Source organism: Flavobacterium araucananum (assembly GCF_002222055.1).
GTDB lineage: Bacteria > Bacteroidota > Bacteroidia > Flavobacteriales > Flavobacteriaceae > Flavobacterium > Flavobacterium araucananum.
The window spans coordinates 1-21,795 of sequence record NZ_MUGS01000007.1 but is presented as its reverse complement, the minus strand read 5'-3'; the positions used below and the strand labels follow the sequence as shown (position 1 = coordinate 21,795).

General features: G+C 34.9%; 17 protein-coding genes and 1 tRNA gene. 8 read left to right on the top strand and 10 right to left on the bottom strand.

What is annotated here, in order from left to right:
- A complete protein-coding gene (locus B0A64_RS06940) occupies positions 1–780 on the top strand; it encodes a DeoR/GlpR family DNA-binding transcription regulator (protein ID WP_089478796.1) in 780 nt (259 codons plus the stop codon).
- 342 nt (positions 781–1,122) lie between these two features.
- On the opposite strand, the gene B0A64_RS06935 is transcribed toward B0A64_RS06940, so the two are convergent.
- The 8 genes from B0A64_RS06935 to B0A64_RS06900 all read right to left on the bottom strand — a co-directional run bounded on the left by B0A64_RS06935 (position 1,123) and on the right by B0A64_RS06900 (position 12,308).
- The gene (locus B0A64_RS06935) at positions 1,123–2,193 is read right to left on the bottom strand and encodes a dipeptidase (protein WP_089478795.1); all 1,071 of its coding nucleotides are present in this window, start codon (positions 2,191–2,193) and stop codon (positions 1,123–1,125) included.
- Positions 2,194–2,299: 106 nt separating this feature from the next.
- Positions 2,300–3,415, bottom strand: coding sequence for a D-TA family PLP-dependent enzyme (locus tag B0A64_RS06930; protein ID WP_089478794.1), 1,116 nt, complete (start codon positions 3,413–3,415; stop codon positions 2,300–2,302).
- A 4-nt stretch (positions 3,416–3,419) separates the two neighbouring features.
- Positions 3,420–4,067, bottom strand: a complete 648-nt coding sequence (locus B0A64_RS06925) for a bifunctional 4-hydroxy-2-oxoglutarate aldolase/2-dehydro-3-deoxy-phosphogluconate aldolase (RefSeq protein ID WP_089478793.1) — start codon at positions 4,065–4,067, stop codon at positions 3,420–3,422.
- Between the two features lie 9 nt (positions 4,068–4,076).
- Positions 4,077–5,108: a sugar kinase gene (locus B0A64_RS06920; RefSeq protein WP_089478792.1), complete on the bottom strand. Its 1,032-nt coding sequence runs from the start codon at positions 5,106–5,108 to the stop codon at positions 4,077–4,079.
- A gap of 352 nt (positions 5,109–5,460) precedes the next feature.
- Positions 5,461–5,928, bottom strand: a complete 468-nt coding sequence (locus tag B0A64_RS06915) for a RidA family protein (RefSeq protein ID WP_089478791.1) — start codon at positions 5,926–5,928, stop codon at positions 5,461–5,463.
- Positions 5,929–5,932: 4 nt separating this feature from the next.
- On the bottom strand, positions 5,933–7,252 hold the full coding sequence (locus B0A64_RS06910) for a GntP family permease (RefSeq protein ID WP_089478790.1): 1,320 nt from the start codon (positions 7,250–7,252) through the stop codon (positions 5,933–5,935).
- A gap of 336 nt (positions 7,253–7,588) precedes the next feature.
- Positions 7,589–9,118, bottom strand: coding sequence for a SusD/RagB family nutrient-binding outer membrane lipoprotein (locus tag B0A64_RS06905; RefSeq protein WP_089478789.1), 1,530 nt, complete (start codon positions 9,116–9,118; stop codon positions 7,589–7,591).
- A 34-nt stretch (positions 9,119–9,152) separates the two neighbouring features.
- Entirely contained in the window at positions 9,153–12,308 is a 3,156-nt protein-coding gene (locus B0A64_RS06900) for a SusC/RagA family TonB-linked outer membrane protein (RefSeq protein WP_089478788.1), read from the bottom strand.
- Positions 12,309–12,539: 231 nt separating this feature from the next.
- Here B0A64_RS06900 and B0A64_RS06895 point away from each other — a divergent pair, with 231 nt between their 5' ends.
- Positions 12,540–13,307: a nitrilase family protein gene (locus tag B0A64_RS06895; RefSeq protein WP_089478787.1), complete on the top strand. Its 768-nt coding sequence runs from the start codon at positions 12,540–12,542 to the stop codon at positions 13,305–13,307.
- Here the strand turns inward: B0A64_RS06895 and B0A64_RS06890 are convergent.
- Positions 13,304–14,992, bottom strand: a complete 1,689-nt coding sequence (locus B0A64_RS06890; RefSeq protein WP_089478786.1) for an Ig-like domain-containing protein — start codon at positions 14,990–14,992, stop codon at positions 13,304–13,306. The two genes, B0A64_RS06895 and B0A64_RS06890, sit on opposite strands and share 4 nt — an antisense overlap.
- Positions 14,993–15,163: 171 nt before the next feature.
- Here B0A64_RS06890 and B0A64_RS06885 point away from each other — a divergent pair, with 171 nt between their 5' ends.
- From B0A64_RS06885 to B0A64_RS06860, 6 genes are all read left to right on the top strand, one after another.
- Positions 15,164–16,168: a hypothetical protein gene (locus B0A64_RS06885; protein ID WP_089478785.1), complete on the top strand. Its 1,005-nt coding sequence runs from the start codon at positions 15,164–15,166 to the stop codon at positions 16,166–16,168.
- On the top strand, positions 16,128–18,500 hold the full coding sequence (locus B0A64_RS06880; protein ID WP_089478784.1) for a hypothetical protein: 2,373 nt from the start codon (positions 16,128–16,130) through the stop codon (positions 18,498–18,500). Before B0A64_RS06885 ends, B0A64_RS06880 begins: the two co-directional genes overlap by 41 nt.
- 34 nt (positions 18,501–18,534) lie before the next feature.
- Positions 18,535–18,939, top strand: coding sequence for a methylmalonyl-CoA epimerase (gene mce / locus B0A64_RS06875; protein WP_089478783.1), 405 nt, complete (start codon positions 18,535–18,537; stop codon positions 18,937–18,939).
- Positions 18,940–19,085: 146 nt separating this feature from the next.
- Positions 19,086–19,159, top strand: a tRNA-Ile gene (locus tag B0A64_RS06870).
- Positions 19,160–19,515: 356 nt separating this feature from the next.
- Positions 19,516–19,800 (top strand): hypothetical protein, encoded by a 285-nt coding sequence (locus B0A64_RS06865; RefSeq protein WP_089478782.1) that lies wholly within the window; start codon positions 19,516–19,518, stop codon positions 19,798–19,800.
- A gap of 1 nt (position 19,801) precedes the next feature.
- Positions 19,802–20,812 carry a type II toxin-antitoxin system antitoxin SocA domain-containing protein gene (locus tag B0A64_RS06860; protein ID WP_089478781.1) on the top strand — a complete coding sequence of 337 codons (1,011 nt, stop codon included), beginning with the start codon at positions 19,802–19,804 and terminating at the stop codon, positions 20,810–20,812.
- Between the two features lie 353 nt (positions 20,813–21,165).
- Here the strand turns inward: B0A64_RS06860 and B0A64_RS25090 are convergent.
- Positions 21,166–21,795: hypothetical protein (locus B0A64_RS25090; protein WP_165769771.1), on the bottom strand; the 630-nt coding region annotated here is incomplete at its 5' end.

Sequence of the window (21,795 nt, the reverse complement as noted above, 5' to 3'; positions counted from 1 at the left end):
ATGAGTAATGATAATGAAGTGGTTAATTACACTAAGGAAGAACGTAAAAATCTTATTCTAAAAGAGATAAATTTGCATACTCGTGTAAGTTTTGAAACGCTTTCGGCTAAATTATTTGTTTCAGAAGATACAGTGAGACGTGATATTAACGAACTTGAGTCAGAATCTTTATTGATTAAGGTAAAAGGTGGTGCGATGACAAAAGCCTATCACCATTCTTCGACTAAGAATCAGACTTATGCAGGTGAATCTAAGCAAATCATTGCGCAAAAAACATTAGGTTTACTACATGACGGAATGGTTTTGTTAATTGGTGGCGGAACTACAATTCGTGAATTCATTCGTTTAATTCCTAATGATTTAAATCTGACCATTTTTACCGTTACCGTTTTATCTGCGGTTGAACTTCTGGATAAACCCAATGTTAAAATTATCATGATTGGCGGCAGTATTTCATCCTACAGCCAAATGTGTGTGAGCGGCGATGTCTATAATCAATTGGCGAATATTAAAGTCGATCTATTAATATTAGGAACCAATGCTTTGGATATCGAAGGAGGTTTCTCAGATTCTGATTGGGAAACTGTTCAGGTAAAAAAGGCAATGATTCAGGCTTCTGAAAAAACAGCAATTCTTACTATTTCTGAAAAACTCGACACGGTTCTAAAAATGAAAATTGCCAACTTATCTGAGGTTGATTATGTGGTTACAGAAGTTGATCCAAACGACGAAAAATTACAGTCGTATAAGAAGGCAGTTCCAAGTTTAGTTTTTATTTAGTTTGCCACGAATTCACGAATTATTTTTTCACGCTCCCGATATAATTATCGGGATAAAAAGATTTAAGCTGATAAGTACAGATTAATTTAATAGAAATTTAAAATTAAATCTGCTCAATCTGCCAAATCTGCGAGAAAACTTTATTACACAGTTTTAATATATTTTTAATCCTATCTAATTCTTTTTAAAGTAGTTTTTTTTTGAGTTAGTAACTCTTTGTCAAAGCCCTAAAACACTTTCTTTAAATTTTTGGCTGTTTTTTAAACAGTTTCAAAATAACAATTCGGGTAAATTCGAGAAATTCGTGGCAAAAAGCAAGTTTGTATTCTTTGCTGACTTTATTTAATCCCAATTTTTCAGTAAGAAATTGATCCAGTTTTGATGAAAGATTTTATCTAAATCTCCATCAGAATATCCGTTGTTTTTAAAGATCAAAACCAATTTTTGCAAATCGGCAATCGTATCTAGATCATACGGACCTTGTTCTGTACCAAAAGCACCATCCAAATCTGAACCTATGCCAATATGATTGGCATTTCCTGCCAATTGACAAATGTGATCCATGTGTTTAAAAACAGTTTCGAGATTGCAATTGCTACCTTTTGGTGTCGAAACGCCTCTTTCCCAATCCGGAACCAACATCCAGGCATCTAAAGCACCGCCAATAACGGCTCCACGAGAAATTAAAGCCTGAATCATTTCATCACTATATTGACGATTGTGATCTACCAGACTTCTGCAATTGTTATGACTTGCCCAAACGGGTCCGTGATAATGATCTAAAGCTTGCCAAAAAGCATCATCGCATAAATGGGTCGCATCGAGAATAATATTCAAACGTTCCATTTCTTTTAATAAATCAAGACCATTTTGATTCATTTTTCCGGTTGCATCCGTTCCGTTTGCATAACGTCCGGGCCCGTAATGTGCAGGACCAATGGCACGCAATCCGTAATTGTATGCTTTTTCTAAATATGAAACATCAATAATAGAATCAGCACCTTCCAGACTCAAAATATAACCAATAGGTTTTTTATCGTTTGGCGTTCCGTCATTCCATAAATCAATTTGTTTTAGTAATGATTTTTTATCGGTAATTGCTGTAATTTCTCCCGCTTCTTCCATGGCTTTGTACCAGACAAATTGTCCCTGAGTTTGTGCCCAGGCTTGTTCAGGAGAATTCCAACCCGGGATAATGCTGTCCGGTTTTACAAATCGTGCAATTTGAGTAGCGACCACAATACCAATATTGCCGCGTCGCAAATCCGGAAACGAAACCGTCGCGCGTTCGCGATCCGGTTTGTCTGTCATTCCTTTTTCGAGATGGCGTAACGTTGGTACGTCATTTCTTAAATCTCGATTCCATTCCATCGCATTCATGCTCAGGTCTAAATGGGCGTCTATTATAAACATAGTATTTTTTTTAAGGCACAAAGATCCAAAGGCTCAGAGATTCTCAAGTATTATTACAAGGTCTATTCTCTTTCTTCTTTGCTCTATTTTCTATTTTTTTCTGCTGCTAGATATTAATTTTTCTGCTGCGGGCAACGACCAGCCATTGATCACAAATTTCGTGCGCGGCATTCACGACCTGAACTGAATCGTAAAGCGCGCAAGTTGGGCAAACATGGTACGGTTGGGCATAAATGGTATCCCCAATAGCATATTCGTTTTTCCCTTGGTTTTCTATGATTAAATGCTCTTCTGAATGTGCTGTCGGGATTAGGTTGTCATCATTTAAAATGACTAATCTTTTATCAATCGGGTTTTCAGAAGCTACGGCTTTGTATCCAATATCAATACAAAGAGTAGAACTTGTTGGTTTTGAAATTATGGTTCCAATAATAACCAAAGCCGGTTCAAAATGCTGTTCCGGCAAATGAATCTGATAATTCGAATCCCAAAAAACAAAAGTTCCGGGACTGCATTCTACGTTTTTTTGAGTGGCATAAAACGGAAATGTATTTGATCCGCCAGCGACAATTTTTAATTCGTAACCCAATTTTTTATTAATTGCTTCAACAGCTTCGTTTATACTAAAAAATAAATTGGAAGCAGTAGAAACGCGATGTTCTAAATCGCCTTTTAGATGACCGTCGTAAATATGAATTCCTGCAAAATGAATGTTTTTCAAGAGAACAATTTCGTCAATTAAACCTTTCCAGTTTTTAGAAACCGAAATTCCGGTTCTGTTCATTCCGGTATTTAGATCCAGATAAACGGTAAGTTTCAGATTATTTTTCTTGGCACTTTCATTTAAGGCTTTCGCCGAATCTAAATTGTCGACAATAGTCGAAAAAGCAACATTTGGATATTTCTGAATCAATGAAATCCATCTGTCTTTTTTAGCGCCAACGGGTTGATAGGCGAGAAGTACGTCTGGGATTTCATGTATCGCTGCCAATTCAGCCTCAGCAATTGTGGCGCATTTTATTTTATTGATGTTGTAGGTTTTAAACAAATCCAGAATTTCACCTATTTTATGCGTCTTGATGTGAGGCCTTAATTTTTGAGTTTCGCCTTTTACTGCTTCAATCAAACGCTCAATATTTGCCTGAATACGATCTTCGTAAACAGCCAGAAATGGCGTATCAATGCGGAGTTCGGAATTAATTTTCCACCAATTGTCTTGCATAACTTTAGTTTCTGGTTTTTTCTACAACTTCAATTAAATTTTGAAATGCCTGAAGAGATTGCTCGTAATTTAAGTTCAAAAGCATTTCTTTCGAAAATAAATTAGAACCAATTCCCACGCAAACCACTCCGGATTTGAACCAGGATTTCAAATTACTTTCTTCGAGTGTTACGCCTCCGGTTGGCATTATTTTTAAATTTGGGAAAGGTGCTCTAATCGCTTTTACATATCCCGGACCACCAATTTTATCGGCGGGGAATAGCTTAACGATCTCAGCTCCTAATTTATTGGCTTGCAATATTTCGTTTAATGTCGCAGCTCCGGGAATCCAATAGATATTGTTTTTAAAGCAATAATTGCCAATTTCCAGATCTGTATGCGGACAAACGATACAATCTGCTCCAAGAAGATGAAACGTCTCAGCATCATCGACACTCAAGATAGAGCCAACGGCAATTTTTACATCCAGATTATTGGCTTTTTTAAAGGCGATCATTTGGCTAAAAACTTCTTTAGCATTATCTGCACGAGCAGCAAACTCGATAATTTTTATGCCAGCATCAGCCGCTGATTGCAATACGATTTGGGCTGTTTCAATGTTGATTTGGGTTACTAATGGTAGTACGCCTTGCTTTTTTAAAATGCTGTACATATTCTTTGTTTATCTATTAATTCTATTACTTGAGCCATTTTTGATGAAATGACTTATTTCGTTTAGATTTGTTATGGCAAAATCTCCGTGAATACTTTGTTTGATTACGCCACAGGCCGTTGCCCATTCGATCGATTCCTGTCCGGAAAACTTATTGGATAATCCGTATAATAACCCTGCATTAAAAGCGTCTCCGGAACCAATTTGATCCGTTACAACATGTATTTTGTGTTCTTGTGTTTGGTAAAAATTACCTTCGTGAATCAGTAATCCTTTGTATAAATGCGCCGGTCCATCTGATTTTCTAAAACTCATTGCTAATGTTTTTAGAAAAGGCATTTTTACTTTTAATAATTCGAATGTTTTCTGAAAACGATCAGAATCTGATTCGGTATTATCTGTTTTGATTCCGAAATAAATTTCAATTGCATCAAGATCGGCAACGGTAATGGTACTGTATTGAAGCAAATCCGGCATAATTTCAGACGGGTGTTTTCCGTATTGCCACAATTTGGATCTATAATTAAAGTCGGAAGAAATGGGCAAACCTTTTTTGTGTGCTGCCAAAATCGCTTCTTTACAAGCTAAACCTGCTTCGTTTGAAACTCCCGGACTAATTCCTGACCAATGAAAATGTGTAACATCGGCTAAAGCCAAATCCCAGTTTATCTGATCTTTTTCGATAGTTGCAAACGACGAATTGCTTCTGTCGTAAATAACCTGTGATTGCCTGATTTGATTTCCGGCTTCAACAAAATACAATCCCAAACGTTCTCCGCCATAAACACATTTTGAAGTGTTTACTTTGTATTTCTGAAGTTCGTTTACCGCAAGTTGTGCCAAATCATTTTCGGGTAATCGGGTAATATAATCGGTTTGAATCCCGAGTTGAGAAAGTAAAACACAAACATTTGCTTCGGCACCGCCTACATGAATTTTTATTTCATTGGCTTGCGTAAATCGGTTTCCATCAGCAACATTCATCCGGAGTAATAATTCTCCAAAAGTTGCAATTCTAGTTTGTGGTGAGTTTGTGTTCATTGTTGTTATTTTTTTTGCCACGGATTACACGGATTAAAATGATTTATAAACGTAGCGGTTAATTCTTTTAACACATAAAAACATAGTTTTCGAAAGTGTTGAAAAAAGGCGTTTCACTTGCATTAACAAACATAGCTATGTGTAAAAGCTAGCTTTTTTTACTCCCTTCTAGTATACAAGTAAAAAATCTATGTTTCTATATGTTTAAAAATTTTGTCATAGTTTATTGTCGCCACGAATTTCACGAATTTTCACTAATTCGCTGCGTAAAAATAATTCGGGCTAATTAGTGAAATTCGTGGCAAACAAAAAAATCCTTTTTAATCCAATTAATCTGTGGCATAACTTTTCTTTAATATAATTCGAAAACAGCTTCAACTTCAACAGGAATATTGTCCGGTAGTGAGCCCATTCCTACGGCGCTTCTTACGCCAATTCCGTTTTCTTGTCCCCAAACTTCGGCAAACAATTCGCTACAACCGTTTATTACATACGGATGTCTCAGGAATTCGCCGTTGCAATTGACCATTCCTAAAACTTTTATAACACGTTTTACTTTGTTCAGGCTCCCAAAATTGGTTACAATCGTAGAAAGCATGGTTAAGCCTACTTGTCTTGCTGCCAGTTTTCCTTCTTCGATATCCATATCATCACCAATGCGGCCAATGATTAAAGATTTGTCGTCGTTAACAGGCCCGTGACCTGAAAGGTATAAATATTTACCATCAACCAAATAAGGTTTATAAATACCAAGTGGCTGCGGTGCCGGCGGTAATGATAAGCCTAATGTTTCAAATTTTTCTTGTGGTAATAAATTCATGATATTAATGTATTATAGAGTTTAAAATAAAAACGAAAATGATTCCTAAAACAGATACCAGAGATTCCATGACGGTCCATGATTTGAAGGTATCTTTCAGGCTGATATTAAAATATTCTTTGAACATCCAGAAGCTTGGATCGTTTACATGCGAGCACATTAAACTTCCGGCTCCTACGGACAAAACCAATAAGTTAGGGTCGAGTCCAGTGGTTTGTAGTAAAGGCAATAAAACGCTGGCAGTCATTAATCCGGCAGCTGTAGCAGAACCCACACAAACGCGTATGATTGCCGCCATCATCCAGGCCAATAAATAAGGATGAATGTTTATTTGTGTTAAAGCAGTTACTATAGTTTCGTTTACACCGCTTACGATCATTACTTCTTTTAAACCTCCGGCTCCACCAACAATTAAAACAATCAAAGCAACATCTTTTATCGCAATGGCATAATCATCCATTACTGAGGTAATGCTTCGATTCATTCTGATTCCTAAAGTATAGGTACAAATCAATAAAGAAATCAACATAATCATACTGGGTTCACCAACAGTTTTACAGATGTTATCTAAAGTTTCATTTTTGGATATCATAGGTAAAATAGAAGTCAGCGTTAACCCGAAAACAGGAAATAAGGCAGAGAATAAACTAATAGAAAAACTAGGTTGTTTTCCTCCGTTTATGATTTCTTCGACATTCAGGATCTCATGATCCGATTCGGTTTTGATGTTTTTAAGCAAATTTGAAAACAACAAACCCGCAATAAAAATAGTGGGGATTGCAATGATAATTCCGTAGACTAAAACAAGTCCGATATCAGCTTTCAAAATACTGCTCAAAGCCATTGGAGACGGATGCGGGGGCAAAAAACCATGTGCTACTGACAGCGACGCCAGCATCGGGATTCCCAGATATACTTTTGATAATTTAAATTGATGGGCTACTGAGAAGATTAAGGGTACTAACAAAACAAATCCAACACTATAAAACAGTGGTATCCCAACAATAAATCCGGTAATCATTAAGCCAAGGCGTACGTATTTTTTGCCCGTCCATCCCATAACTGTTTTGGCAATGACATTGGCAGCACCAGATGAAACGGTAAGTTTACCAATACAGGTCCCAAAAACAATAATCAACGTAATAGATCCTAACATTTCGCCTAAACCTTTTTGAACCGTTTGTGACAAAGTGTTTATTGGCAGACCTAAAAACAGACCTGCTAATAAAGCTGTTATGATAAAGGCAATAAACGGATTGATTTTAAACCAGGCTATCTGGACGATTAAAAACGCAATGCATGCCGTAAGAATTAATATGCTCATTTATCTTTTGTATTATTAAACTCGATGAGAGTAATTGGTGAAAATTTTATTGGCACCCATAGATTCTGTGTTGATTGCCAAATTAAATCTATGTGTTAACTATTTTTTCACGCAGATTTTGCAGATCGCGCAGATTTTATAATTTCTTTAATCTTTTAATCTGTGACTTTGATTTAAACACATAGAAACATAGATTTTTTACTTGAATTAAGGGGTTAAAAAAAGCTAGCTTTTAGCGCATAGTAACTATGTGTTTTAATGCAAGTGAAACGCCTTTTTTTAGCGCAAATAAAAGCTATGTTTCTATGTGTTTAAATTATTTACACAGAAAGATTACTATTTATCCCACCACATTCTGGTTGTAAAACTATCTTCTCCCTGGCGTTTAATTGCTTCAGCTAAGTTACTCGAATTCACTGAATATTCGCTGGTTGGGTATTTGAAACGTCTTGGTATGGTGCCGTTTGTAACGTTGCCCGGAAAATTTACCGGTACTAAAACAGGATATCCTGTTCTTCTCCAGTTGGCATAAACTTCTTGCTCGTCTACAAACAATGCTATATAAAGCTGTGTGTGAATTTGGTTCATTTTAGCCTCAAAAGATCCTGCCGTATTGTACGGATTAAGGGTTAAATAAGGTGTTGCATCGGTTATGGTGTAACTAACTCCGTAAATTCCCATGTTTAAGAAAGAAGCTTTTACCCCTTTTTCATATAAATCTTTATCGGTTTCATTGGTGTACCAGCCTCTTGCAGCAGCTTCGGCAAGGTACAAGTTGGTTTCGGCATTGCTTATTAGCATCAGCGGGGCATCGTATTTAAAAACAGTACTTTGGTTAGGCTCAGAATAAGTAGCTTGTTCAGCTGCTGTTGGCGCTATTTTGGTTCCGTTGGGGAACCCTTTTTGGGCCGCAAGCGTTGTATTTTGAGTTGTTCCTTGCCAAACTCCTGCATAAACACTAATTCGGGGATCGGCAGTTGTTTTCAGTAAATCGATGAATGTTTTGGCTAATTTTCCGCCTTCAACATTTTTTTGACCAAAAGAACCTGCTGTAAAATCTTGTTTTCTCGAATCGAAACCAACCGGATTTCTGTTAATATCATTAGGTCCGTCTGTATATTTCATGATTGCATTGTCGGCAGTATTCAAAATTACTCCGCCTGCGATCGCTTTGGTTACCCATGTTTTTGATAGCGCCGGATCGATTTTGCTTAGTCGCAATCCTAAACGAAGCATCAAAGAATACGAGAACTTTTTCCATTTTGCAACATCTCCGTCATAGATAAAATCGGCTTTGCCAAAACTTGGTTTAGCAGGATCTAATGCTGTAGCTGCTTCGTCTAATTCTTTTAATAAATCCTTGTAGATAAATTCCTGTGTATCATATTTAGGAAGAAAGACAGATTGACTTAGTGCTTTTGCAGCATCAGAATATGGGATGTCGCCGTACAAATCTGTGATTCTGTGGTACAAATACGCTTTCCAGATTCTGGCAATATTAAGTTTGTTGCTGTCTGTTGGCGTACTTTTTACGGCATTGATTACGATTTCTGTTTCGTTTAATGCGGTTGGGTAAACCTGATTAAAATAAGCCGAATAATAAACTTCATTACTTAAATATTTATCTCCGGCACCAGAGGCTTCTTTATACGTTGCATAATGTTGCAGCATTCCGCCACATTCGAGAATATTGGTAGCAAAATAATTATTGTTTAAACCGTCTAGTTGTGCTTTGCTGAAAATAAAATTCGGATTTGGTTTGTCTACAACATTTGGGTTCGTATTGATTTCGTCAAAATCCTTGGTACAGGATGTCATACTTGTCAGAAGTACCCCTGTGATATATAAAATGGTTAACTTTTTCATGTCTTTTAATTTAAAAATTAGCAATTAAGTGAGTTTAAAATTTAACATTTAAACTTAAACCGAAACTTCTCGTTTTTGGCACTCCAAATTGTTCTACACCCTGAGCATTTCCTGCACTAAATACAGATTCAGGATCTACGTTTGGTGTTTTCTTATAAAGAATGAATAGGTTTCTTGCTACAAATGAAACGGATGCTCCCTGAAGTTTTGATAATCCTTTTATTTTTTGAATTGGTAAGTCGTACCCTAAAATTACCTGACGTAGTTTTATAAAACTGGCATCGTAAACAAATGTTGACGAGATGTTTCTTAAACCATCATAGTATGTTCTTAAGTTTTCCGGAGCAATAACCATATCAACCGGATTTCCGTTTGTGTCAACTCCTTTTATTGGCAAACCGTTTTCACGACCCTCAAGGGTTAATTTTGTTAATCCCATACGGGTCCCGTACAAATCTGTTCCGGAATATAAGCTTCCTCCAAATTTACCATCGATCAAAAAGCTAAACGAGATGTTTTTGTATTTGAATTCGTTGCTAATTCCTGCTGCCCAGGGATGCACTCCCTGACCTAATTCCTGAAGTGGCCCTTGTGCTATAGTGGCAGAACCGCCACTTACATTATAAACTGTATTTCCGTTGGCATCAACACGAGGTTTGTATCCTTTTATGATACTGTACGGGCGACCAACATCACTTGTTATGGTAACATATCCGTTTACAGATGTTGCCATCGTGATGGAGTTTAACTGATCTGTAAGTGCTTCGACTGTGTTTTGATTATAGGATCCGTTGAAACTGGCTTCCCACGAGAAATTTTCTGAATTGATGATTTTTCCACTCAATAAAACTTCAACTCCTTTGTTTCTCATTTTTCCAAGATTCAATAAAGCTGTACTTGATCCTGAAGCGTTAGAGATTGTAGTTTCGACAATATCATTGGTTGTTGCACGGTTGTACCACGCAAAATCAAGGTTTAAACGGTTGTGGAAAAACCCTAAATCAGTTCCAATCTCAAATGTTGTAGAGGTCAACGGACTTAAAGTTGGGTTGGGAACTCTGGAACTTGTTGGTCCTTGCAACTGCTGCCCGTTATGCCCACCCTGAATCATAGAGTAAGATTGGTTTAGTGCATAAGGATCCGGCGTTGCACCACCCACTTGTGCCCATGAACTTCTTAGTTTGGCAAATGATACAAATTCCGGCATTGTTACAATATCAGATACAATAACACTTGTTCCTACAGAAGGATAAAATACTGTATTGTTTTCTTTAGAAAGTGTAGAGAACCAATCCTGACGTCCTGTAATGTTCAGGAAAACGATGTTTTTATAATCGAAATCTGCAGCACCATAAACCGAGTTTGTTTTGGTTTTTCCGTAAGGATAACTATAGGCAAGTGTAGATAAATTGCTCAAGGCATAAAAATCGTCTAATACGTAGTTGGAACCTTCGACTCTGGTTTCGTCTCTTAAGTTGGTACGGGAGTTTACCCCAACTAAGGCATTTAAAGAGAAATCATTGTAGATGTTTTTCTTGGTATAGTTAAGAATTGCCTCAGAATTTATGTTTGATATTTTCATTCTTGATCCCTGTGCATATCCAACCGGATTGTTTAAAGTTGTTTTTGGGATATAGCCAAAGAATTCATAATCTGTAAAATCCTGACCAATTCTACCCTGAAGAAACAATTCTGGAGTAAAGTTTAATTTTACATTCAACATCCCGATAAAACGATTTTTGGTGTCGTTATTTTTAATTTTATTGACAACAAAATAGGGATTTGTTGCCACAGCAACCGGATTCCAGGCTTGTTCTACACCATTTGCATCATATCCCGGAGCAAGATTTCTAATGTCGACTGTATTGGCGATCATGTAGGTACCCCAGTTTGGGTTTGCTTCGGCATCAGAAACTGTTACTCTGTTGTTGGATTTTTCTAAGTTATATTGCGCGACTACATCAAATTTTAACCAATTTGTCAGGTTGACATTACTGGCGATATTAAGGCTTTTTCGATTAAAATCAGAATTGGGTACAATACCTTTATTTTCCATGTTTGAGAAAGAAAGACGTCCCGTTGCTTTTTCGTTTCCTCCTGACAAAGCAAGAGAGTTAATAAAAGTTGTTCCTGTGTTGTAGAAGTTTTTAATGTTGTTTTTTTGAGCCACATAAGGTCTTGCCACTCCATCAAATTGTACTACATCTGTTCCGTCAATTTTGGCACCCCACGACCAGCGACCATCTGCAACGGCTTCGGCTTGCGTGGTTGGTTTTTTGCCGTTTGCTCCGGAACCGTATTCGTACTGCCAGTCTGGTATAATCGATGGCGTTTCGAATGTAAATGACGTATTATAATCCACCCCGATCCCTTTTTGAGCAGTACCTCTTTTGGTCTGGATCAGGATAACACCATTTGCAGCATTTGCACCGTATAGTGCCGCTGCTGTCCCGCCTTTTAGAACGGTTATGGTTTTAATATCATCTGCATTTATTACAGAAGTTCCGTCGCCACGATCGACATTGATTCTGGTAGATCCGGGACCGTTTCCAATTCCGGGCAAGTTTAGTTGTGTATTGTCAATAGGTAAATCATTTACGACATACATAGGCTGGTTATTCCCGTTTAGCGATCCGTTTCCTCGTATTACAACACGGCTGGAACCGTTAGGGCCTGTTGCGGTGCTGCTCACGTTTACACCTGCAATTTTACCTACTAATGCATTGGCAATATTGGTTTCTTTTGCCTTTGTAAATTCAGTTCCTTTAAGCTCTGTTACGGCATAAGCAATAGCTTTGCTGCTTTTTTTAACTCCTAATGCGGTTACTAATACCTGATCCAGAACATTTTCGGCCGGTTTTAATCTTATGATTAAATTTGCAGATTGAATGAGCGGAAAATGGAGTGGTTGGTAGCCCATGTAGGATATAACAATGTGGCTTTCGTTTTCCGGAACATTTAGTTTGAATTTTCCGTTTTCATCAGATATTGTAGCGTTTTTGCTGTTGCTTTCGGCATAAATAGTAGCTCCGGCAATTGGCATCCCGTCATCCTGACCTAAAATCTGACCGGTAATTTCAATCTGATTGCTTTTTTGTTCAAAAAGGTGCTTTTTAATTGCAACCTCTTTCGCATTTGCTGAGAAGATCATCCCCCCAATAAATACTAATGAAATTAGCTTTGTTTTCATAATTCTGTGGTTTTCATGTTTTTTGGTTTTTATTGGCGATCAAATATAAATATTTATTTTTCACATTTGCATATTTTTTGCATAAAGCGCATATTTTTTGCAATATTTTTTCGTGAAGTATTTTTAATATCCAAAAGAAGTGCGATTTATAAAGGTGTTTTGAGAAAATTTTGCAAATAATGCTTTTTTTAGAAAAAACAATTTTAATCTTAAAATTCGTATTTTTGAAATATGAAAATCGCACTTATACAATCAGACCTTTATTGGGAAGACGCTGTTAAAAACAGAAATAGCTTCGAATCGAAAATAAATCAGATCGGTTCAACCGTTAATTTAGTGGTGCTTCCGGAAATGTTTTCTACAGGATTTACCATGAATGCGCAGGCAGTTGCAGAAACAATGCAGGGCGAGACAGTGTTATGGTTAAAGACGTTGGCAAAACAAAAAAACTTCGCTATTACAGGAAGTTTGATTATTGTCGAAAATGAAAAGTATTATAACCGTATGGTATTTGTATTTCCGTCAGGAGAAATTAAATATTATAACAAGCGTCATTTGTTTTCGCTGGCCGGAGAGGATAAATTTTATACCAACGGAAACGAAAAGGTGATCGTAGAATACCTGGATTGGAAAATTTGCCTGCAGGTTTGTTACGATTTAAGATTTCCGGTTTTTGCACGAAATATCGAAAATTATGACTTGCTATTGTATGTTGCCAACTGGCCCAAAGTACGCACCAATGCCTGGGATGCTTTGCTAAAAGCCAGGGCAATCGAGAATTTAAGTTATGCAGTTGGTGTAAACAGGGTAGGGCTGGATGCTAACAATTATGAGCACACAGGACATTCGCAGGTGGTCGATTTTTTGGGAAATTATATTCTGGAACCACAGGAAACAGAGGCTGTTTTTATTGTTGAACTGGATAAAAATGAAATGTTGGAAACTCGAAAAAAACTCGATTTCCTGAGTGATAAAGACGTCTTTGAGATTAAAATCTAGAACGCTTTTCGCTTTTTGGCATCTTCTTTTTTCTTTTTGTCAACTTGTTTTTTCTCTACTTCAGGATTAAAAGGTACACTTAAATCAATAGACTGATCAACGTCCCAATTGGTTCGCACATCAACATCAGATTGGTAGTAGAAGACTTCTTCGGCATACGTTTTTTTCAAAAAGTTTCCGGAATCGTAAAGCTTGTTTTTATTATCATCATAAATTACCCTGATCGTAAACAAATCCGGTAACATTAAGTTGAACTCCATTTTGGTTTTGCCTTCAGAGTAGTCTGTTGCATACACAACATCCCCTTTTTTATTGGTTACCTCGACTATAATAGGAAAACGTTTTACGTTCTTTAAATTCAGTACCAGATTTCCGTAATCAGCATATTCCTTTGTCGTTAACTTATAAATCAAGGTGTCGTTTGCTTTTTCATAAAAATCAGTCAAAGCACCCGGGAAAAAGGTCATTTTGTATTTTTCGAGTGGTTCTTTCTTGAAATCTACATATAATTTTTGTTCAAATTCGTTGTATTCTGTACTAAAATCTACAGCAACAGAATCTTTGTTGATTAATCTCATTTTCGATTTATCAAATTTAACCAACGGAGTTGTCGATTCTAATGTAAATCGTTCTCTAAAATTAAGAACACCGCTTTGTAGTGCCGTAATATTTAGGGTGTCTTTCTTTTGATCTTTGATCTTAAAGGTAAACTTTTTGTCGTAGTTATCCCTGCTGACTTCTATCGATAATGAATCTGCTTTTACAGGTTTGTACCAAACTTGCAAAGAGTCTTTTTTAGGAAAAGCAGTCACGATGGTTTCCAGAATGGCATTATTGTTTTTAAGGACAATTTTAGGTTTAGAAAGTTTAAAGTTTTGTTTGCCTTCGTACGGCAGATATACTCTGTTGCCGGAAGCCTGAATAGGTTTGAATGCTTTTAGCGGAAGCGTTTCCTTGAATAATTCTAACTCAAATACCGTATCGTTAGGGACTGTGATATAATGTTTAAGAAATCCAATTTTGTCGTCTTTTGGATTGTATCTGTTATTGGAACCTTTGTCTTTTAATGCTACTAATAAATATTTTCCAGCCTTTAAGTTTTCTAATTTAAAAGTTCTTAAACTGTCCAGGGTGTTCGTGATATATCTTGGGCTTTCTTTGTAAATTAAAGAATCCTTAAAAGTATCATTTACTTCATAAAGCATTACGGATACAAAATTGTCAACGTTTTTTTCGTAGGCATCCTTAATTTGTCCGCTTATAGAAAGGGAATCAATATAAGATCCTGTCGAGAAAATATACTTGAACTGATTGATGGCGTTACCTTCATTGTTATCTGCGATACTTTGCCCAAAGTTAAAACTATAGGTGGTATTAGGTTGCAAAGTGTCTTTGATTTTTATCGTAATAACCTTGTTTGCGGTAGTAGGCAAAATCAACGGCTCGTGTTTCATGGGTGGCGAAATAATAAGCTGTTTGTTGAGGTTTTTAAGTTTTACATATTCGTCGAATCCCAGGATAATTTCATTTCCCTGAAAATTAGTACTCATGTTTTTTGGAGAACTGTATCTTAAAACAGGAGCAAGCGTATCTTTTAGTCCACCGGTAATGCTGCCTCGTTTGGCGCAACTCAACATTAAAAATACCAGTAAAAAGGAAATATATCTGAAGTTGTTTTTCAACATAACGGTTTCTGAATTTGATTGCACAAAATAACGATTATATTTGCTTTAATTGAAATTTTTTATCCATTTATTAGGATTTATAGCTTTTGTGGCTTGCTATTTTTTCGAATTAGAAATCATCGACACGATATAATTTCTTACTTTTGATTTCAAATATAATTTTTCCAGGTTTTGACAAGAAGATTTTTCGTTGGTGTACTGTTTTTTTTACTGATTAGTTGTGGTAAAAATGAAAAGCCAGTCGTTGCTTTTTATTATTGGAAAACCATCTTTAAATTGTCTCCGCTAGAAAAAGAAGTGTTGGCAGACAATGAAGTCCGTAAACTCTATATTAGGTACTTTGATATCGCTTTGCATCCTCAGACCAAAGAACCAATCCCGGTAAGTCCTGTTCGTTTTCAGGCAAATGTTGCTGCTTTTAATGTTGTTCCCGTTGTTTATATTCAAAACAAAGTTATGTTGTTGCCCAATCTGGATGTCGATGATCTGGCTCAAAAAACAGTTCGCTTGGTCGAAGAAATAAATGCAAAGAACAAAATTACAGGTCAGGAAATTCAAATTGATTGTGACTGGACTTTAAACAGTAAAGATAATTATCTTAAATTTATTGAACGTTTTAGAAAGATTTCACACAAAAAGCTTTCGGCTACCATTCGTTTGCATCAGGTAAAATATTTCAGGAAAACGAAAATTCCAAATGTCGATTCCGGTGTTTTAATGTATTATAATATGGGGAGTATTGCGCCGGATTCTCTGAACTCGATTTACAGCCGGAAAATTTCTGAGAAATACCTCCAAAGCTTAAAAAAATATCCAATGCACCTTGATTATGCACTTCCTGTTTATTCGTGGGCTATTCATATCCGGAAGGAGAAAATTTTGGGACTTCGTTCGAAATTAAATTTTAGCGATCTCAAAAAAGATGCAAATTTTGAGCAGATCAGCCCGATTTTTTTCAGGGTAAAACAATCTAATTATAAAAACGGTGTTTATTACCAAGAAAAAGATTTGCTTAAAACAGAGCGTATTTCGGCAGAAGATCTCAAAGAAATGGCTACAGATTTAAGCGAAAATGAAGCTCAGGCCCCAAAAGAAATTATATTTTACGATTTAGACGAATTCAATATTAAAAACTATGAAAAGAATATTTTTAAACAAGTTATTTCTTGTTTCTAGTACGGTTTTACTTTTTGCTTATGGCGTTATTTACGCTTGCTCAGATAATGGTGACTGGGACTTTTTAAATTATAATTCTAATTTCACACCCGAAACATTTGCTGATAAATCGTATTCTCCGCTTTTTTTGTCGGGTTCTATTTTTTACGGAATTGGTTTTGATACGCAACACAATTCAAGATTCAATGACAATATAAAATCAGATTGGTCAAATTATCTTAAAGGAAAAGCAGATACTGCAACAGTAAATTATTTTTTAATTGGCGATGAAACGTCAATGTATTCTTCTGAGAAAAAAACGGCTCAAAATAAAACGGATATTACGCAGCTTCATGTTTTTTTTAAAAGTAAAAAAGAAAATCAAACTTCATTAAAATGGGGTAAAAAGATTGACCTGAAAGAGGCTAAAGTCAAAAGCTTTATCGAGTTTTTGTATTTGGCTCAAAAAATAGAAACGGTATCTATTAATACGGATTATTGGAGTTATGATCCTGTTGTGGCAAAGACTTTTGGAGACTTAAAAATGATTCAGTCGATCGAAAATGTTTACAATACGAGTTCAGACCCATTCTTGAAAAACAGGTATTGGTTTCTTACCGTAAAAGCCTATTTTTATAGTAGTAACAAGAAAAAAGCGATTGATTTTTTTAATAAAACCGAAGCTTCGGTTGCTAAAAATACCCTGTATTACCGCGCACTTTCGTATGTGGCGGGAATTAATTATCAGCAGAAAAAATATTCGACTTCCAATTATTTATATGCGCAGGTATTTGATAAATGTCCTGAATTAAGAATCGTTACAGCTTATAGTTTTCGCCCGCAAAACGAAACAGATTGGAATAAATCTCTGATGATGGCAAAAACCAATAAAGAAAAAGCAGCACTTTGGGCAGTTCATGGTTTTTATAAAGACGAAGCTCAGGCGATTGGTAAAATTTATGAATTAGACCCTAAAAGCGAACATCTGAATTATTTGCTAACCAGATTGGTCAATAAACAAGAGCAGGATATCAATGATTCGTTTGATGTAAAAACAAATTCTGACGATTACAATTCGCCTGTTGTGAAACAAACCGTGACTGAAAACAGAGATTTTAATAAGGCTAAAATTAATACCAAAGGCTTTGATTTAGTAGCTAAGATTGCTGCTGCCGGAAATACAGAGAAACCATATTTATGGGATATCTCATTAGGGTATTTGCAAACCCTAAAAGGCGATTATGCCGCTGCAGATATCAATTTGAACAAAGCAGAGAAAACATTGCCAAAGACAGAGTTGGCGGGGTATCAATTGCGATTGCTTCGTTTTGTAAATAATATGAGCAAAATTGATAAGCTTACGGATAAAAATGAAAAAACAATCCTTGCCGATTTGAATTGGTTGTATACGGAGCTTCCAAAAACATATAAAGGAAGTGAGTTTCGTTATCAAAATGCAGCGGGATGGAGTAAAAATTATCTGGCTACGTTGTATCGCGCAAAGGCAAATCCTGTTATGGTAGAATTGTTTGGCGGTGACTCTTATTCTAATGCTTATTATTGGAGCGGAGGAAATTCTTTTTATGATAACGAAAAGAATTTGTCAGACATGAAAGCCTTTTTGTCTAAGGCTAATAAAACCGAGATAGAGAAAATAGGAGCGGGGATTTATAGTTTGAAATTAAAGGATATTAATAATTTCCAGGCAGTTCAGGCGACTTTCAACAACAAAATTCCGGAGGCAATTGTGTTTATGCAGCAAACAGATTCTGTGCAATATGCTACTTTTTCCGGAAATCCGTTTAACGGAAATATTAAAGATTGTCACGATTGCGACCATGCGGCATATCAAAAAAAGAAATACACACAAATTGATTTTTTGAATACAATAAAAGCAATGCAGGATAAACTGGCTCAGAAAGAAGATGTTTATACCAATAGTCTGTTATTAGCGAATGCATTCTATAATATTACCCATTTTGGGAACGCCAGAAGTTTTTATGAAATCAGTATTATAGGTTACGGATCGAGCCCTTATAACTTTAGGGATACTATGAAAAAGAGGATTACCAACTGCGATATCCCTAAAATGTATTATCAAAAAGCATTTGAGGCGGCAACGACCAGGGAGCAAAAAGCAAAATGTATTTATATGCTGGCAAAATGCGAGCGTAACGAATATTACAATAATAAGTATAATAACCTGAAAAATTGGTGGGAAGCTGATGAGGATAAAATTAATTTTCTTGCCTGGAATGGTTTTAAAACCTTGAAAAAAGAATACTCGGATACAAAATACTATCAGGACGTTATTGCTGAATGTGGTTATTTTAATACCTATGTCAATCAGTAAAGTGTAGTTAGTTCTTGTTTTAAATTTAAATAAAATGGTAAATAAAATTGAGCATATTGGTATTGCAGTCAAAAATATGGACGATGCAAATGTCTTGTTTGAAAAATTATTAGGAGTTGCGTCCTACAAAATGGAATCTGTGGAAAGCGAAGGGGTTCTGACCTCTTTTTTTCAAACGGGAACAAATAAGATTGAACTTTTGGTGGCAACAAACCCCGAAAGTCCAATTGCTAAGTTTCTGGAGAAAAAAGGCGAAGGCATTCATCACATCGCTTTTGATGTCGAAGATATCCAAGCGGAAATAACACGCCTAAAAAACGAAGGTTTCGTACTGATAAATGAGGTCCCGAAGAAAGGGGCTGATAATAAACTGGTGGTTTTTTTGCATCCAAAAAACACAAATGGCGTTTTGGTAGAGCTTTGTCAGGAAATAAGATAAAAAAATGTCTTTTTGGGAATTGAAATAAGGTGTTGAAAATCAATTATGTTCTGAAAAAGCTTACCATTATTTGAAATTAAATAGAAATCATATCCCAAAATATTTGGAGTGAACGGAAAATAGTAGTAATATTGCATCCTCCAACCGGTCCTATAGCTCAGCTGGTTAGAGCACCTGACTCATAATCAGGTGGTCCCTGGTTCGAGCCCAGGTGGGACCACACTTAAAAACCCTTACAGACATTATGTTTGTAAGGGTTTTTTTATTTCACTAGGTTAAACATTTCTCTTTTCTTTGTGCTTATGCGTTATTAAAAAAGTTTTATAAATTCAACAAGTATCGTTTTGTTAGGAGAAAATGGTATATAAGCATATTATTCCTGTTATTTAATTATTTTGAAATGCAACTATATAGTTATTTTATTGTATATTTAATCAGTATTAAAAAACTATATAGTTGTTTTTGTGGATTTGTTTTGTACTTTTGCCAAATCTTCAGGAATAGATTTTTAGCTAATTATGGATAAAAATGATGTCAAGGTTTTCTTAGCAGAATTCAAAGCAAATATGAGTGCTTTTGGGATCATTTATGCCAATAGAGATAAAAATACACAAACGGTTAGCCGATTTAGAAATAACTGCAAAATATAGAGATAATGTCTTGTCGAAACTAACAATTGAGGACTATTGTCAAGGACCCTTAACAAATGATCAATATGGTACTAACCCCATGTGGATTTTTGGAGTTATTGTAAAAAGAAATGAAGTTTACATTAAAATTACAATATTGCCATCAAAATCATTTTGTATTTCTTTCCATATCTCAGAGAATCCTCTAGATTATCCTTTTAAAAACATTTAATATGAGAAGTCCATTTACAGGTAATGAAATGACTCTGGTAAAAGAGAAAAGAAATTTAATTTTCAGAAAAGAAGAATTTACATATACTCATCATTCTTATTTATGTGAGGAAAGTAAAGAGAGCTTTACAGATACAGAATTAGATACATTAAATTTAACTCAAGTATATAATCAGTATTTAGATAAATATAATTTACCATTTCCTGAGGAAATAATAAGTATTCGAAAAAAATATAGTTTACCGGCAAACAAAATGGGACTCTCTTTGGGTTTTGGAGTAAATACTTATAGAAATTATGAAAATGGTGAAGTTCCAAGTTTAGCAAATGCTAAACTAATCCAATTAGCCAGGAATCCTAAATCTTTTAAATTACTTGTAGAAGAAAGTCAAGGCATTTTTGGTGATGCAGAGAAAAAAGATCTATTGGAATACATCGATGATTTAATTCAAAAAGAAAGAAAGAATCATTTTAGTATCGATTTTCAAAACTATATTCTAGGGGATAGTAATCCGGATATTTATACAGGCTATAAATCGCCTAGTCTTGAAAAATTGGCAGAGATGATCGTTTACTTCACTCAGCAATTAAATCCTCTAAAAACAGTGATGAATAAATTGCTTTTTTATGCTGATTTTTTAAACTTTAAAAAAACTTCATTCTCAATAAGCGGAACAAGATATGTTGCAATTGACTATGGTCCTGTTCCAAATAATTTTCAAACTATTTTTGAAACATTACAAAGAGATAATAATTTTAAAATAAAAACCATTGACTATGGTAATGGGTATTATGGAGAAGAGTTTAAACCAATTGAAAATAGAATATTTAATCCAGATTATTTTACTGAAATTGAGATAAATACTTTGGAAGACATTGTAAGAAGATTTAATGGAATGTCAAGAAATGAAATAGTGAAATTAAGTCATGATGAAGAAGGCTGGATTAAAAATTATGAAGATGGTAAAAAATTAATTGAATACCATTACGGTTTTGAACTGAAACATGTTTAATAAAAGAATGTATAAAATTAACTAATAAATTTAAAAAAATATGCAATTAAGAAATTCAGAAAGAAGGCCAAAATAAAAATTGCTTTGCAATCCCCCTCAGGAGGTGGGAAGAGTATGGGGCTTTTTTAACCAATTTTATTGACGAAGAGCATTCCTCTTATGTTATTCTTCTATTTGAATGATTGATTTTAAAGCATTAGAAATCGAATTAATTTCATCTTCTTTATAATTTGAGTTTAATATAAAAATCCATTTTTTAATTATTTTGTTGCAAAGCTCCTGCCGTTTTTATCCACGCATTATCGAGTACTAATTCTATTTCTATTTTTTGGGAATAATCTACCTGAGCGTTATTATATGTTTAAATACCTCTTTTCAACTAAATAACTATTTGCTATAAAAGCTACATTAAAAAACATTGCATATGCAATTTTTGCTTTATCTGTAAATATGTCATTATTTATATCGTTTCCTGAAAAATAAAAAATCATATTAAATAAAATAAAAAATGCACATAAACAAAATGCTATAATTCCAGAGTTGACATAAACTTTGAATTTTAATAAATATGATTCTACAGATTTTTGTGGATTGTAAAGAATATAACCTATGTTTAAAAATAAAAAACTATAAACACCATAATACAATTCAGATTGATTTACATTCCGCGCAAATCTAAATGGAAATTTTAGTACTTCGAAAATTGGGATTCCCCAATGGTTAATGATTAATATAAATCCAATGAGAATTAAGGAGAAGAAAAAAACAAATAAAATAGTAATTAAATATGGCGTTAACGCATTGTCTAATGGTAGAATGTTATATCCCATAATATCAAAATATTTTTTATTTTGTTTTTTTCTATTATCTATTCCTCTTTTTGCACTAATAAATATTTTTAAAGGATTCAATATTGAAAAAATAATAAGTAAAATAATAGATGATACTTGAAAAAATAATAAATTTATAATATCAGCCCCTTC